Raw genomic sequence first — 15302 nt, forward strand, 5'->3', positions numbered from 1 at the left:
TGCCAATGGACAAGGTTCAAATAATCATTCAAGCGAGAATGACCTCAACTCGGTTACCTGGAAAAGTGATGTTGCCACTTTGCGGTAAACCTGTACTACAAGTCATGCTTGAGCGACTGGAGCGTTGGCACAGCAACGTTATCGTCGCCACCACCAATGACGGCTCGGAAGCCCCTATCGTTGACCTCTGTAAATCTCTAGGCATTGCTTATTTTCAAGGTAGTACTGAAGATGTACTTGGCCGCTATTACCTTGCGGCTACAAAGTTTGGTGCTAAAGAAGATACTGCAATTGTGCGTCTAACGAGTGACTGCCCACTAATTGATTGTGATTTAGTAAGTCAGGCAATAAACACATATCTCAATAATGATTTTGATGCAGTGAGTTTGGGTCCACACAGCGGCTTTCCTCGAGGCTTAGACACCGCGGTATTTTCATATAAGCTGCTGCAAACCACGCATGAAAAAGCAACTTCAACGCCAGATCGTGAACACGTCACTTTGGGCATGTCAAAGTTCAGTTCTTATTCTAGCTATGTAATCAGTGCTATGGAAGATCTTAGCCATTACCGGCTAACGCTTGATGAGCCGGATGACTACACTGCAATTATAGCGATTTATGAAAAAATGCATGGTCAAATAATCTTTAGTTTCGCTGAGTTATTACTGACATTAAAGAAGTTCCCCCACCTTGCCGATATTAACAAACATGTAGAACAAAAAACCGTTTAATTCGTCCACTACGTGCCGCTCTGGCTTAATTTTTGCTGAAATTAAAATAAGTGCACGAATTGACAATAGATAGTAGAGATAAAAATGAATAAAAAAACCGTATTAGTTACTGGTGCTACCGGCTATAAAGGAACTGTGCTTGTTCCTAAGTTGCTGGCTAAAGGATACCGAGTTATTGCTCTTGACACCCAATGGTTTGGAAATTTCTTGGCTCCACATGAAAACCTCACTGTAATTAAAGGCGATGTTAGACAAACTGAAGATATCGATCTCTCTATTGTTGACAGCATCATTCATCTGGCTTCTATTGCTAACGATCCGTGTGGCGATTTAAACCCTAAGTTAACTTGGGAAGTCAGTGCGCTTGCTACAATGCAGCTCGCTGACAAAGCGAAACGTGCCGGTATCAAACAGTTTATCTATGCTTCTTCTGGAAGTGTTTATGGCGTGAAAGACGAAGATCAAGTTACTGAAGAGTTAACGTTAGAACCTATTTCCGAATACAACAAGACAAAAATGGTCGCAGAACGGGTATTACTTAGCTACGCAGATGAGATGACAGTTCAAATTGTCCGACCCGCCACGGTTTGTGGCTTATCTCCTCGCCAGCGTTTGGACGTATCCGTCAATATGTTGACGATGCAAGCACTTGAGAATGGAAAAATTACGGTGTTTGGCGGGGCACAAGTACGGCCAAATATTCATATCGATGATATTACTGACCTGTATATTTATATGTTGGAACATCCCGAAAAAACCAGTGGTGTGTTCAATGCCGGGTTTGAAAATATCTCCATTATGGACATTGCCAACATGGTAAAAGCTCAGATCGATTGTGAAATAGAAGTGACGCCATCAAACGATCCAAGATGTTACCGCATCAATTCAGACAAACTATTGGCGACTGGATTTAAACCCACTAAAAATGTGGCCACTGCGATTGAAGAACTGATTACCGCCTATCGTGCGGGCCAGTTAAAAAATGAAGATCGCTTCTACAACCTTAAGTGGATGCAGCGAGAAGTATTATGACTAAGCAACAAAGTATCATCACTCCGTTACCATCAATTGACCCCATCGTGTCGTTAACTGAAAGCTACGTCGAGACTTTGCACAGAGTATTGAGCAAGCTTGACGGGGTTAAAGTGAAGTGCTTAGTCAATACCTTAATCACGATGAAAAACAACGGAGGTACTTTGTATCTGTGTGGAAATGGCGGCTCAGCCGCAAATGCTATCCACCTCGCAAATGACTTTACCTTTGGCATCAGTCCGCAAGGCAATGCACTTAAGGTAGAAGCATTGGCTGCAAATAGCTCAGTATTGACCTGTTTAGGCAATGATATTGGTTACGACAATATTTTTGCTCATCAGCTGAAGGTAAAAGCCAATCATCTCGACATTTTGTTAGTACTTTCTGGCAGCGGAAACTCCGGAAATATAATCAATGCAATTGAGCAAGCCCAGAGCCTCGGTATGACGACTGTTGGGATCTTAGGATTTGATGGCGGCAAGGCGAAACCTTTGCTTGATCAAGTGTTTCACTTTGATATTCAAGATATGCAAATTTCCGAAGACACCCAAGTTGTTATTGGGCACATTCTTATGAAAGCTTTATATCAGGAGTTAAAAGATGACTAGCTCCCCTATTTTAGTACTTGGCAGTAATTCATTTTCTGGTGCATCATTCTGCGCGCACATGCTTAATCAAGACCAGCAGGTAATCGCTGTCAGCCGCTCAGAGGAACCGAATGACGCTTTGTTGCCCTATCGCTGGCAACCCAATCAACCTGTGTTTCACCAACTAGATTTAAATCATCACCTTGATGAAATTATTGCACTGATCAAAAAGCACAATATAAAACAAGTCTACAACTTTGCGGCGCAAAGCATGGTTGGACAAAGTTGGCAATATCCCGAGCATTGGTTTATGACTAATGCGGTTTCAACGATTAAACTTCACAACGAGCTTAACAAACTCGACTCATTAGACCGTTATATTCATATTTCAACGCCCGAAGTGTACGGTAGCTGCGAAGGCTTAGTGCCTGAAAATAAAAACTATCACCCAAGCACCCCTTACGCGGTGTCACGTGCAGCTGCAGATATGAGTTTACATACTTTTGCCGATGTATATCAGTTTCCTGTGGTGTTTACACGTGCAGCAAATGTGTATGGTGAAGGTCAACAGCTATATCGGATCATACCACGTACGATACTCTTTGCATTGCTTGGTAAAGTGTTACCACTGCACGGCGGTGGTCATTCTACTCGCTCATTTATTCACATTGATGATGTTTCTAGCGCGACACAGCTTATTGGTGACAATGGAAAACTCGGGGAAATTTATCATATATCAACCGAAAGAATGATCACTATCAGAGCATTAGTTGAGTTAATTTGCGATATGTTGCATGTTCCTTTTGAGCAAGTCTGCGAAGTCACAGAAGATAGACTTGGCAAAGATGCGGCTTATCTCTTAGATACGCAAAAGATCCGCTCAGAGCTCTCTTGGCAAGACCAAGTAACACTTGAAAACGGACTAGAGCGAACCATTGCTTGGGTGAAAAACTACAAAGACATTTTAAGTACCCTCCCCCATGACTATATTCATAAGGCGTGAGAACCCCATGTTAGGACAAGAAATAGATTTACTTAGAAACTACCCTAAATCAAAGCGCGACACCAAAGGTAGAGCACAAGTTATTACGGATGCCGACAGAGAGATCGCAAGGCAGTACGGCAAGGACTTTTTTGATGGTGATAGAACCTATGGTTACGGTGGTTTTCATTATTTCCCTCGCTTTTGGCAGCCTGTAGTGCCTGATTTACAATCACACTTTGGCCTCACAAAAGCTTCTAGTCTATTGGATGTTGGCTGTGCAAAAGGCTTTATGCTTTATGACCTACAACAGTTGATACCTGGAATTAAATTACGTGGCTTGGATGTATCAGAGTACGCACTTGAACATGCAAAAGAAGAAGTGAAAGATTTACTGACATTAGGTGACGCTAAATCCTTACCGTTTGAAGATAATTCCTTTGATGTTGTGATGTCTATTAATACTATCCACAACCTTGAGGAAGGTGAGTGCGCAATGGCGCTAGGCGAAATTGAACGCGTCAGCCGAGGAAAAGCTTTTATCACCGTGGATGCCTACCGCAACGAAGAAGAAAAAGAGCGCATGATGGAGTGGGCATTAACAGCCAAAACCATTATGCATGTGGATGATTGGAAACAATTCTTCAAAGATAACGGTTACACTGGCGATTTTTATTGGTTTATTCCATAGGTAATTTATGAATCAAAGAACCACAGCCGCACATATCCGATACACGCTTTGTGACATTTCAAGCCAAACAAAAACCCCTCACTTAGGTAGCTGCTTGTCTTGTGTTGATATTCTTACGGCACTTTACTTTGGCGTGATGAATATAGATCCTTCGGAACCAAAAAAATCTGAACGTGACTACTTTTTGTTAGGTAAAGGCCATGCCGCAAGCGCGCTTTACACTACCTTGGCCTACCGAGGGTACTTTTCAGTTGAATCACTCTATCAGCACGGTCAAACTGGAAGTCAGTTTGAAGAGCACCCAGGGGTAAACGCGCCAAACGGCGTTGAAACTGTATCAGGGTCGCTTGGCCACGCCTTATCACTGGCTACAGGAATGGCCGTGAGCTGCAGATTACAAAATAGAACTAATCGGTTTTACGTACTGATGGGTGATGGCGAGATAAATGAAGGTACTGTGTGGGAAGCAGCCATGTTTGCTGCAGGTAAAAAGCTCTCCAACTTAACCACTATTGTCGATTTCAACAAGCTGCAAGGCACTGGAGAAAGCTGCAATATCATGCATTTAGAGCCGCTAGAAGCAAAGTGGCAGTCTTTTGGCTGGCATACTGTTAGAGTCAATGGTCATGACCTAGACGCTCTTAATAATGCACTCGCACTTGCAGGTACTGTTGATAAGCCGCTATGTATCATCGCTGATACCGTAAAAGGTAAAGGGATCTCCTTTATGGAAAATGACAACAACTGGCATTACCGTATTCCAACTGAAGAAGAAGTAGCCGCTGCGAAAGAGGAACTGGGAATATCATGAGAAACGCTTTTGCACGAGTATTGACTGAACTTGCCAAGCACGATGAGTCTCTCTTACTATTTTATGCTGATATCGGCAATCGATTATTCAACCCGCTAAAAGAGTTTGCCGAAGACCGTACAATCAATGCTGGGATCGCCGAGGCAAACATGGCATCCATGGCGGCTGGCAGTGCAATGATGGGACACAAGCCTTTCATCTACACTATCACCCCGTTTACTACCGCGCGAAACTTTGAGCAAATAAAGATTGATATTGCCTATCAGAATCAACCAGTTATCATCGTAGGAACCGGTTCTGGATTATCATATGCGAACTTAGGCCCAACCCATCATTCATTCGAAGATCTTGCTCTGATGCGTGCGCTACCAAACATGCATATCGTTTGCCCAGCCGACGCTTATGAGTTAGAACAACTAATGCCGCAACTGATAGAACTTAACGCACCTTGTTACTTTAGAATTGGTAAAAAGAATGAGCCAGCAGTCCATGAGGGCAAACCAACTCTTACTTACGGTAAAGTGCATGTTATGCGTCCAGGTGAACGTATTGCCGTACTCAGCACTGGCACTATTTTGCCTCTTGCACAGCAATTAGTGAGCGTATTAAGCGAGCGTGGGTTATCACCGGAACTGGTGAGTTTTCATACCATAAAACCACTCGATACAAACTACTTAAACGATGCAATGACCCGCTTTGCTCATGTCATTACACTCGAAGAGCACAATGTTAATGGTGGTTTTGGCAGTGCCGTTTTGGAGTATTTTAGCGAACAAGGAGGTGACAGTACTCGCGTTCATCGCTTTGGGATCCCAGACCGGTTTATCGATCAGGTGCACTCTACTGCTGATGCCAGAACTAAAGCAGGTCTTACTGTTGAGGACATGCTGAGTACCCTATCAAAGCGAGGTGTGGTGTGATTATAGGCGTTGATTTCGATAATACCATAGCTGATTATACTGGCGTTTTTTATGATATCGCCTTGAATTTAGGTTGGATACCCAGTTCAGTAGGTGTTACAAAAGAAGCAGTGAAATCCTACTTTATCAATCACGGTAAAGAACCAAAGTGGACTGAACTACAGGGTATCGTTTACGGTAAAGAAATAATGCGAGCCAATCCTTATGATGGTTGTTTAGCAACATTGCAAGCACTTCATGACGATGGTCATGAAATAAAGCTCATATCTCACAAGACCAAATATCCGATAATAGGTGAGAAAGTAGATATCCATCATGCGGCAACAAGGTGGCTTATGGAAAATCAATTCATAAGCTCCAAACTTGGACCGATAGCTGAGCGTAATGTATTTTTCAATCAAACACTTGACCAAAAGGTAATGACTATTTCCGCACAAAAATGTGATGTTTTTATCGATGATTTGGAGCGGGTCCTAAACCATGAACGCTTCCCAGAAACCACTCAAAAAGTTTTATTCAATCCACAAGCACAACTCCAAACATTTGGACAAGTAAACAATTGGACCAGCATCATCGACCTAATCAATCGAAATGTATCAGAAGGAATTATGTGATGGTAATTTGGATTACTGGGTTACCGGGCGCAGGGAAAACAACCTTGGCTCATACTTTGCATAAAAAACTAAAGGATAAACTGAATAATATTATCTTGCTTGATGGTGATGTTTTAAGGACTGTATTTAGTAACTTCAATTACGATCATAAGTCAAGGCTTGAGCTGGGCATGACCTATGCGAGGCTCTCTCACATGCTTTCTCAACAGGGGTTTATCGTTATTTGTGCGACGGTATCTATGTTTCACAAGGTTAGAGAATGGAATGCCGATAATAATTCTTCGTATGTAGAAGTGTACATTAGAGCTTCAGAGAAGGTCCTGCGTCAAAGAAACCAAAAAGAGTTGTATTCAAAAGCATCATCGGGGAATGCCAAGTACGTACATGGCTTTGATATTAAAATCGAGGAACCTACGGCCCCCTCTATAATTATCGATAATAATGGAGTGGAAGAGCCGGATTCTTTAGTAGAACTAATCATATCGGAACTAAATTTATGAAAAAAAAACTAGGTGACTTCACTGGGTTAGCAAAAAATTACTCACAATTCAGGCCTGGGTATGCATCAATGGTCGGGCAAGCGCTGTTGGGTCTAGTAGAAAAGAGAAGGTCTGAAATTGATTTCGTCGATGTTGGAGCTGGAACGGGAATTTGGACGCGGATCATATGCGATCTAGGTGTGAATTCAGTTACTGCTATAGAACCAAATAACGATATGAGAGAACATGGGATCAAAGATTCTGCAGGTACCGGTATTGCATGGGCAGCGGGAAATGGAGAAGACACAAAGTTACCTAGTAATAGTGCTGACATTCTGACAATGGCCTCATCATTCCATTGGGTCGACTTTGAACGTGGTATCCAAGAATTTACGCGCGTTTTACGGTCTGGTGGGATCTTCTCGGCATTATGGAATCCACGCCATATTGAGAGTAATCCTCTCCTTGTAGAGATCGAAGCAATGTTGAACCAAATAGCGCCGAATATCAAACGAGTCTCATCAGGCAATTCAGAGTTTACACAAACATTAATGGATAGATTGATAAAAACAGATGCCTTTAGCGATGTTATATATCTAGAAGGAACACATACAATAAAGCAATCGCCAGAAGAATATATCGGCGTCTGGTGGTCTGTGAATGATATCCGCGCTCAGGCTGGTGAAGAAAAGTTTAATCAATTTATGGATTATGTAGAACAGCGAGTTAAGGGATTAGATTTTATAGAGACAACATATAAAACAAAAGCTTGGGCAGCCAGAGTTAAGTAGCAATGATGTTTTCAACTAAATCAAACAATCTGCTAGCATTGGAGGGAAAGCTAACTAACGCGATTATTTTACCTCAATGCCGGATTACGTATCGAAGTTGGCGTACAAATCCAGAGAGTGTCATAAACTATATCTACAGCTTTGCTGATTGGAGCAGCGGGAACTTGATTGTTAGAAGTAGCTCTTGCAATGAAGATTCATCCAAACACTCTCTGGCGGGGCATTTTTTATCTGTTCTAAATGTCAACGGAAAACGTAAACTACTTGATGCCATAGATGCCGTCTTTAACTCTTATTCTGAATTAGACGATAGTAGCGAGCTTTTTATTCAACCGATGCTCGAAAAAGTTAAAATGAGTGGTGTACTGTTTAGTAAAGACCCCTCTAATAACGCGCCTTACTACGTCATTAACTTTAGTCATTCCAATATGACTGATGCAATCACAAGTGGTTGTTCTAACGATCAAGTTTGTTATATTGCGAAAACGTTTAATCACGTCACTGAGCCGTGGAAAAAGCGGCTAGTTTCTCTATCTCAAGAGTTAGAAGCTCTCTTTGAACATGAAGCCCTAGACATTGAATTTGCTATCGATTCAGATGACAAGCTCTATTTACTTCAAGTACGCCCTTTGATCCTAAATTATGGATATACAGGCCTTTCATCTGAGTCGCACCTAAAAATACTAAAAAAACTCAGCGTCAGTGTAGAGCGTTTTCTAAGGCCCCACCCCTACCTAAACGGCAAGCGGTCGATTCTCGGAATCATGCCAGATTGGAATCCTGCGGAAATAATTGGAGTGCGCCCGCGACCGTTGGCACTGTCTCTATACAAGGAGCTAATTACAGATTCCACTTGGGCTTATCAGCGCAATAATTACGGTTACAAGCAATTACGAAGCTTTCCATTATTACTCTCGTTACATGGACTTCCATATATTGATGTCCGTGTAAGCTTTAATTCTTTTATCCCTAAAGATATTCCAAACCAATTAGCCGAAAAGTTAGTAGATTATTATATTGACGAGTTGGAGCAAGCACCAGAAAAACACGACAAAGTCGAGTTTGATATTATTTTCTCGTGTTATACCCTCGATATTAAAGAAAGGGCCAAAAGATTAGTCAAACAAGGCTTCACGAGAGCAGAAGTAGATAACCTTCTGGACTCTCTTGGCACTTTAACAAATAACATCATTAAATCAGATGGTTTATGGTCAAAAGACATAGACAAAGTTTCGGCTTTACCTCATCGACGCAAGAAAATACTAGAAAGTGATTTATTAATAAAGGACAAAATTTACTGGCTTTTAGAAGACTGCAAAAGATATGGGACGCTTCCATTCGCTGGATTAGCGAGAGCTGGGTTTATTGCTGTACAACTTTTGCGTTCAATGGTATCGACTGACATAATTAGTGAGAAGGACTACCATACATTCCTCTCTTCAATCGCAACTGTAAGTTCAAACTTGAAAGATGACTTTGCCACCCTCTCACTTACTGGCTTTTTAAAAAAATATGGTCATTTAAGACCTGGCACATATGATATTTTGTCGCCAAGATACGACAGAGCTCCTGAGAAATATTTTGATAGCTCACAGCAAAACTTAACAATTGAGAATGATGTAGCTTCTTTTTCTCTCAGTCTCGAACAATTAACTAAGTTAAAGTCATTATTAGAAAGTAATGGAATTGAGCATGATGTAATTTCAATATTTTCTTTCATTAAAGGAGCAATTGAAGGAAGAGAATTTGCAAAGTTCATTTTTACACAAAGCCTTAGTGATATTTTAGAGTTATTGAGAGAGTTAGGTGAGGAATATAATTTCTCTGCCGAAGACATGTCATATACGGACATCTCTACAATACTAGATGCATACTCAAGCACAGAGGAGCTTAAGCCAAGATTAGAAACTAGTATACTTTCTGGAAAGACGGCTTATCAAAATACTTTGCAAATCAGCCTTCCTCCTCTAATTTCTAAACCCGAGGATGTTTTTTCTTTCACGATGCCAGAAGGTGAACCCAATTTCATTACACAGCAAAAGGTATCAGCTCATATATTGATAAACCCTAGTGACTCTATCGACCTGAGTGGAAAGATAATCTTTGTCCCTTCCGCAGACCCAGGGTTTGATTGGCTATTTTCTCACCAGATAGCAGGCCTAATCACGAAATATGGCGGGTGCAATAGTCATATGGCAATCCGCGCAGGAGAGCTAAATATCCCCTCAGTTATCGGAGCAGGAGAAGTGCTTTACAACAAATGGTTGAAAGGCACTGTCCTTGAAATTGATGCTTGCAATAAAAAAGTTACGGTGATCAAATGAATTTGGTTGGGTTAACTCAGCGGGTAGATATATCGGTCCCTCATGGAGAGCGACGTGATGCTATAGATCAAAAATGGTATTCGTTTTGCCAAGCATGCGGAGTCACTCCAGTACTATTACCTAACGATATCAATGTGTGTAAAGCACTACTTTCATCGCTTGATCTTAAAGGAATAATTTTAACTGGTGGTAACTCACCCGTAGCTTATGGAGGTAATGCTCCAGAAAGGGATGAGTTAGAGCTGTTTCTAGTTGAACATTCAATTACCAAAAAGATCCCTTTAGTTGGAGTCTGTAGAGGGATGCAAATGTTACAGATGATAAACGGTGAGAAACTTGTAAAAATTGATGGGCACATCACTTCCTCTCAAATAATAACGCTTAAAGGGGTACCTTATGAAACAAACTCCTTCCATACCTTAGGAACGTATGTATGTAATCCTCCATGGTCAGTCGAGGCTTGCAGTGATGATGGAGTTATAAAGGCTATCCGCCATGAAAAATACCCTCTATATGGAATTATGTGGCATCCGGAGAGAACACAGCCTTTTAGCTCTTGTGACTTAAATTTTTTTAGAGGTTTATTTTTATCGTGAAAGCAATAATTCTAGCTGCAGGTATGGGATCTAGGCTCGGAAATTTAACAAAACATCAACCAAAGTGCTTAATTGAGCTTTGGGGAGAGAGCCTTTTACACAGACAACTTAGGCAACTGGAAAGCATAGGCATTACAGACGTTGTCGTTGTCTCTGGTCATTGTGCTAATAAAATTTCTGAGCTTTGGAATACTACTATTGTAAATAAAAATTTCAATAACTCTAATATGGTGTACAGCTTGAGCCTAACTTTAAATTGGCTCAATGGACTAGAAAACGAACAAGTATTGATTTTATATGGAGATATTGCATTTAGTACCAACGTGCTTAATTCACTTAAAAATAGCGCCGTATCAAATAACGCTGTAGTACTAGGAAATACAAAGTGGTTAGAACTGTGGAAACAGCGTATGAACAACCCTATCGAAGACGTTGAAACTTTTAAGTTTAACGATGCGATGTTGCTAGAAGAGATTGGTCAACCCCCAAAAAGTCTATCCGAACTGGAAGGTCAATTTATGGGCATGTTGAAAATGCGGGCTAATTTTCTAGTTGAGCAACTAAAGCAGTATAGCTTAGACCTTCAAGCAGGAAAGTCGGACCCTAACCTTTATATGACCGATTTGCTTCAAGCTATGTGCATAGAAGAGAATGTCAGTGTAGAACTCGCAAGAGGTCAATGGATAGAGCTAGATACTATTGATGACTACAACCTATATAACAAGCATACAGCTCAGCACTTTGGACTGGATTAAACATGTTAACTGTAGTGTATGGGTTAAACTCCCCCGCCAAGGCATTTATAAATTCAAAGCACAACTCAGGAAATAACGTATTTGCTTGCACATCTGGACAAGAGCAATTTGAAGGGCAGCAGTCCATAAGCTTAATTGATTTAGCCCAGATACCAGATAACCAGATAGAAAGAATTGTAATCTGCTCCAATTTTTTTTCTGAGATCTGTAAGTCATTTGATGAACATAATATACCTCTAGAGAAAGTATTTTTTTTCGACCACACCCGCAGTCGCCTCCTATCGTACGATCAAGTCATTAGTTCTGAGGTCCGGTACGAAAACATCTTATACGCAGTCTATGATCTTTCGACCCATTTACCATGCTTTGATGTCTTCAACTTTGCAGTACTTGCAGAAATCGAACGGCAAAGATTATCAATGCAGCATATCCACTTTATTATTTTGCATAACCGTGAATCGAAAGACACCATAAGCCAAAGTCCAATGTTGTTCCACGAGCCGCATGATTTTGCTTGGCGTATAGATAAAGTCGTCAAAGCTGTTTTAAGTTGTATACCAAGCCATATAGCTATCTCCGAGTTTCCATTTCGTGATGATGCAATTGAATACCTGAAGAATAAAGAAAACATTTTCCCTTCAGAGATCAAAACCAATGGCTTTTCACCAGCAATTAACACAAGGTCTTTGAAGAATGTAGCTGAGAATGTTGATCTCAGTGTATTACAGGCCCCAATAAATGCTAAAAAAATAGTCAATCAGTTTTTGCAGAGCATAGAGCCCAGTTTAAAACCTGTTGTCATTACGTTAAGAGAGTACGATTCGCAACCTAAGCGAAATAGCGATATAGCTCAATGGGCACAATTTTTAAATAATATCGACCATAATAAGTACTGTCCGATTATCGTAAGAGATACCTATCTTAGTTCACAACAACCTGATGAACGACTAAAAAACTTTATTCACTTCCCTCATGCATCTATCGACTTTACGATAAGACTTGCGCTTTATGAGCAGGCCTACATTAATATGGGCGTTTCATGTGGTCCAAATTACGGTATCAGCTTTATTAAGGGAGCGAAGTCAATAATCTTTCAAATGACAGATGAGGATAACCCAGCAAACTCCTCATTAACCGCCATTCGTTCAGGATTAGAGATTGGGAAAGATTTCTTTTTTAACGATAGTGATTTACAAATGACTATCTGGGAAAAAGATAATGCTCCATGGTTATTAAAAACATTCAACGCGCTTGTAGCTAAAATAGAAGCTCTCAAAGGAGACTAGTATGGATTTAAAAATCGCTATTGGAGTATGTTATGGAAGAAGTGGGTCTTTTTTTCTCCATTCATTACTTGATGGTCATCCACAAATAATGAGTTTGCCGCCATATATGATGAATTTAGCCCAGCAAATTTCAGATACGCTTGAAATGACGAATGAGGCTTTCTTAGAACAGTTTGTTAACGACTTTAAAAACCTATTTGCGAGAAACCTTGAAGATTGTGCTAGTAATAAATATGTAAATGTAAACAATAATATGGCTAGAACTCAAACTGGCTTACTTCGCCTTAATGTAGATAGCTTTAAAGAGAAGTTACTTCACTTTCTTGCCGATAGTAACCACAGTTTTAAGTCACGATTTATTGGAGTTCACTTAGCAGTATACGAATTATTGGGCATTCCTACGGCTAACAAGGAGGTAATATTCTTTCAGCTTCACACTCCTAATTATGTGTTAATGCGTTTGCTTCGTGAAGAAATGGGACACTTATGGGTATGCCACTCTGTTAGAGATCCAATCGCAACATTTGTAAGAATGTGTGTCGCACATAATAACGATGCTAAAAGCACAGAAAACTACCAAGTTGATCAGATTAGGAACCAAATGGAGTCGTGCTTCCGACATTTTCTGTACGCTGGTTGTGATCTAATTGATGACACTAATTCCGATAGCTTGGCAATTAAGCTTGAGCAGCTCCATGAAAACCCAAAAGGCAGTTTAAGTGCAGTATGTCAATTTCTAGAAGTTGATTGGGACGATATATTATTAATTGAAACAGTAAATCATGGTCAAAATTGGGAGGGGATCATTGGAGATACTACCGGGTTTGATCTCGAGAAAACCTTAGCTAATAATGCAAAATATCGAAATAGCATATCTGAGTTCGATTTAATTCGACTTGAAAAGATAGCAAGACAGAGATTAATTAAGTGGCAATATCCATTGTATTTCGAACATGTTAAAAGTGCACTAGACTTCGAAGCGCCTTATGATTTCGAGCTTCTCCCATATATTGATAACGATACAATTAAGCAAAATATAAAAAGCGCCTATGATGCTAAAATAAAGGGTAACCGTGGAGACTTACATCGTGCAATACTCAAAACCATAAATTACATGCCAGAACAAAGTGCTCCTTATTCACCGATAGCTGATATTAAGTGAACCTATGAAAAAAACTGAAGAACAATACCTAGCTGATTATTATAACTTTCTAGACACGGTTCCCGCCACAACCTTGGGCCTGATGAGTAAAGGTACCTGGGAGCTAGATCCAAGACGCTTGGCCATCATGTTATCACGATACAAATTCGTATCTAAGATGCTTTCTGGCCATCAAAATACTATAGAAATTGGTTGTGGTGATGCATTCGCTAGTCGAATTGTACAACAAGAAGTACCAAATCTAACTGTCGTAGATATTGAACCGAAATTTATAGCGGATATTGATAACAGAAATTCTACACGATGGCCTTTGAATGCAGTTTTGCATAATATACTCGAAGGCCCTGTTAGATCTGATGTTGAGTTTGATTCGGCCTATTCTCTAGATGTCTTGGAGCATATAGACGTTTCAGAAGAAGATACTTTTCTTACCAACATTAAAGACACAGTCAAAGAGAAAGGCGTAGTGATAATCGGTATGCCATCACTTGAGTCACAACGCTATGCCTCACCAGCGAGCAAAGCAGGACACATTAACTGTAAAACTGGTGCTGATTTGAAATCTGCATGTGAACGACATTTTAGTCATGTTTTTCTATTTTCGATGAATGATGAAGTCGTTCACACTGGGTATTATCCAATGGCACATTACTTACTTGCATTATGTGTAAAATAAGTTTCAAATCATTTCTAGATAAACATATCTCAGAGGACTATAGTACCTCTGAGATTACTCATGGAGCAAACAGCCAAGTTTTTCTTATTACTACATCGAACGCTTGCTATGTCCTAAAGCACTATTTACCTACTTCTATCGACTCAGATCATAAACTTAAGCGAGAGCTGTCATTTCTATTGTACTTATCCAGTATAGGGTGCACACAAGTACCTAGTCATATGGCCCACTGTTTAAAAAGCAAACTTCTTCTTATGACTTATATTCCGGGAGAACATGTTATTCAACCGAAATCAAAAGATACTAGAGATGCTTTTATGTTTATCGAGAACATAAATAAGGCCACACAGGAGGTTCATTTAGGGCCTGCTAAAGATGCAGTTAGTACACTCTCTGATTTCGCTAATCTAGTTAATCAACGTTTAATTATGTTGGCGAACGAAGAACAGCTTTATCCCAACTATAAAAAATTTATACAAGATCGAGTAGAAGTTGAGTTTAAACGCCTACTAAATGAAAATAAAGAAATTAACTGGAATACCCCATTGGGATCTAAAGTCATATCTCCATCAGACTTTGGTTTTCATAATATGCTTCTTACTGATAAAAAGATCTTTTTCTATGATTTTGAATATGCGGGTTACGACTCTGTATGGAAATTAGTGGCAGATTTCTTTTCACAGCCACAAATAGAAGTACCAATTGAGCACTTTTCGATACTTATCGATATGCCCATCTGCAGCTCAATAATTGAAAACCCCAATGAGTTCAATATTGCTTTTAACTTAACTCGATTGAAGTGGTGCTTTATTATCGGTGGAAACTTCCTACATCAAGTTCGTAAGCGTAAAGAGTTTGCAAACTC

Annotated in this window: 17 protein-coding genes; all 17 read left to right on the plus strand. The window is 40.1% G+C overall.

The genetic code is table 11. From position 1 onward, the window contains the following. Positions 1-5: 5 nt before the first annotated feature. Entirely contained in the window at positions 6-731 is a 726-nt protein-coding gene (locus CEX98_RS02580; protein WP_099640570.1) for a cytidylyltransferase domain-containing protein, read from the plus strand. An 84-nt stretch (positions 732-815) separates the two neighbouring features. Next, positions 816-1763, plus strand: coding sequence for an NAD-dependent epimerase/dehydratase family protein (locus CEX98_RS02585; protein WP_099640571.1), 948 nt, complete (start codon positions 816-818; stop codon positions 1761-1763). After that, a complete protein-coding gene (locus CEX98_RS02590) occupies positions 1760-2371 on the plus strand; it encodes an SIS domain-containing protein (RefSeq protein WP_099640572.1) in 612 nt (203 codons plus the stop codon). Before CEX98_RS02585 ends, CEX98_RS02590 begins: the two co-directional genes overlap by 4 nt. Next, positions 2364-3353: a GDP-mannose 4,6-dehydratase gene (locus CEX98_RS02595; RefSeq protein ID WP_099640573.1), complete on the plus strand. Its 990-nt coding sequence runs from the start codon at positions 2364-2366 to the stop codon at positions 3351-3353. Before CEX98_RS02590 ends, CEX98_RS02595 begins: the two co-directional genes overlap by 8 nt. Before the next feature lie 7 nt (positions 3354-3360). Next, positions 3361-4023, plus strand: coding sequence for a class I SAM-dependent methyltransferase (locus tag CEX98_RS02600; RefSeq protein ID WP_099640574.1), 663 nt, complete (start codon positions 3361-3363; stop codon positions 4021-4023). A 7-nt stretch (positions 4024-4030) separates the two neighbouring features. Beyond that, a complete protein-coding gene (locus tag CEX98_RS02605; RefSeq protein ID WP_099640575.1) occupies positions 4031-4834 on the plus strand; it encodes a transketolase in 804 nt (267 codons plus the stop codon). Further along, on the plus strand, positions 4831-5754 hold the full coding sequence (locus CEX98_RS02610; protein ID WP_099640576.1) for a transketolase family protein: 924 nt from the start codon (positions 4831-4833) through the stop codon (positions 5752-5754). Before CEX98_RS02605 ends, CEX98_RS02610 begins: the two co-directional genes overlap by 4 nt. After that, on the plus strand, positions 5751-6368 hold the full coding sequence (locus tag CEX98_RS02615; RefSeq protein WP_099640577.1) for a hypothetical protein: 618 nt from the start codon (positions 5751-5753) through the stop codon (positions 6366-6368). Before CEX98_RS02610 ends, CEX98_RS02615 begins: the two co-directional genes overlap by 4 nt. After that, a complete protein-coding gene (locus CEX98_RS02620; RefSeq protein WP_099640578.1) occupies positions 6368-6868 on the plus strand; it encodes an adenylyl-sulfate kinase in 501 nt (166 codons plus the stop codon). Before CEX98_RS02615 ends, CEX98_RS02620 begins: the two co-directional genes overlap by 1 nt. Then, positions 6865-7638: a class I SAM-dependent methyltransferase gene (locus tag CEX98_RS02625; protein WP_099640579.1), complete on the plus strand. Its 774-nt coding sequence runs from the start codon at positions 6865-6867 to the stop codon at positions 7636-7638. Before CEX98_RS02620 ends, CEX98_RS02625 begins: the two co-directional genes overlap by 4 nt. A 2-nt stretch (positions 7639-7640) precedes the next feature. Further along, positions 7641-9962, plus strand: coding sequence for a PEP/pyruvate-binding domain-containing protein (locus tag CEX98_RS02630; RefSeq protein WP_099640580.1), 2322 nt, complete (start codon positions 7641-7643; stop codon positions 9960-9962). Beyond that, positions 9959-10558 carry a gamma-glutamyl-gamma-aminobutyrate hydrolase family protein gene (locus tag CEX98_RS02635; protein ID WP_099640581.1) on the plus strand — a complete coding sequence of 200 codons (600 nt, stop codon included), beginning with the start codon at positions 9959-9961 and terminating at the stop codon, positions 10556-10558. The genes CEX98_RS02630 and CEX98_RS02635 overlap by 4 nt, the downstream gene beginning before the upstream one ends. Beyond that, positions 10555-11313, plus strand: a complete 759-nt coding sequence (locus tag CEX98_RS02640; RefSeq protein WP_099640582.1) for a phosphocholine cytidylyltransferase family protein — start codon at positions 10555-10557, stop codon at positions 11311-11313. Before CEX98_RS02635 ends, CEX98_RS02640 begins: the two co-directional genes overlap by 4 nt. Positions 11314-11315: 2 nt before the next feature. Continuing rightward, the gene (locus CEX98_RS02645; protein ID WP_099640583.1) at positions 11316-12599 is read left to right on the plus strand and encodes a hypothetical protein; all 1284 of its coding nucleotides are present in this window, start codon (positions 11316-11318) and stop codon (positions 12597-12599) included. 1 nt (position 12600) lies between these two features. Next, positions 12601-13761: a sulfotransferase gene (locus CEX98_RS02650; RefSeq protein ID WP_099640584.1), complete on the plus strand. Its 1161-nt coding sequence runs from the start codon at positions 12601-12603 to the stop codon at positions 13759-13761. A gap of 82 nt (positions 13762-13843) precedes the next feature. Continuing rightward, positions 13844-14437, plus strand: coding sequence for a class I SAM-dependent methyltransferase (locus CEX98_RS02655; RefSeq protein ID WP_197707192.1), 594 nt, complete (start codon positions 13844-13846; stop codon positions 14435-14437). Continuing rightward, positions 14425-15302 (plus strand): aminoglycoside phosphotransferase family protein (locus CEX98_RS02660; RefSeq protein WP_143484310.1); only part of this gene is annotated, 878 nt, incomplete at its 3' end. The genes CEX98_RS02655 and CEX98_RS02660, both read left to right, overlap by 13 nt.

Origin of the sequence: Pseudoalteromonas piscicida, from assembly GCF_002744175.1 — a bacterium.
GTDB classification, from domain to species: Bacteria; Pseudomonadota; Gammaproteobacteria; order Enterobacterales; family Alteromonadaceae; genus Pseudoalteromonas; species Pseudoalteromonas piscicida_B.

Coding starts and splice junctions, on each gene's coding strand:
- CEX98_RS02625 (WP_099640579.1), top strand. CDS start 6,865: ATGAAAAAAAAACTAGGTGACTTCACTGGGTTAGCAAAAAATTACTCA.
- CEX98_RS02585 (WP_099640571.1), top strand. CDS start 816: ATGAATAAAAAAACCGTATTAGTTACTGGTGCTACCGGCTATAAAGGA.
- CEX98_RS02590 (WP_099640572.1), top strand. CDS start 1,760: ATGACTAAGCAACAAAGTATCATCACTCCGTTACCATCAATTGACCCC.
- CEX98_RS02635 (WP_099640581.1), top strand. CDS start 9,959: ATGAATTTGGTTGGGTTAACTCAGCGGGTAGATATATCGGTCCCTCAT.
- CEX98_RS02600 (WP_099640574.1), top strand. CDS start 3,361: ATGTTAGGACAAGAAATAGATTTACTTAGAAACTACCCTAAATCAAAG.
- CEX98_RS02645 (WP_099640583.1), top strand. CDS start 11,316: ATGTTAACTGTAGTGTATGGGTTAAACTCCCCCGCCAAGGCATTTATA.
- CEX98_RS02620 (WP_099640578.1), top strand. CDS start 6,368: ATGGTAATTTGGATTACTGGGTTACCGGGCGCAGGGAAAACAACCTTG.
- CEX98_RS02650 (WP_099640584.1), top strand. CDS start 12,601: ATGGATTTAAAAATCGCTATTGGAGTATGTTATGGAAGAAGTGGGTCT.
- CEX98_RS02610 (WP_099640576.1), top strand. CDS start 4,831: ATGAGAAACGCTTTTGCACGAGTATTGACTGAACTTGCCAAGCACGAT.
- CEX98_RS02605 (WP_099640575.1), top strand. CDS start 4,031: ATGAATCAAAGAACCACAGCCGCACATATCCGATACACGCTTTGTGAC.
- CEX98_RS02630 (WP_099640580.1), top strand. CDS start 7,641: ATGATGTTTTCAACTAAATCAAACAATCTGCTAGCATTGGAGGGAAAG.
- CEX98_RS02580 (WP_099640570.1), top strand. CDS start 6: ATGGACAAGGTTCAAATAATCATTCAAGCGAGAATGACCTCAACTCGG.
- CEX98_RS02655 (WP_197707192.1), top strand. CDS start 13,844: ATGAGTAAAGGTACCTGGGAGCTAGATCCAAGACGCTTGGCCATCATG.
- CEX98_RS02595 (WP_099640573.1), top strand. CDS start 2,364: ATGACTAGCTCCCCTATTTTAGTACTTGGCAGTAATTCATTTTCTGGT.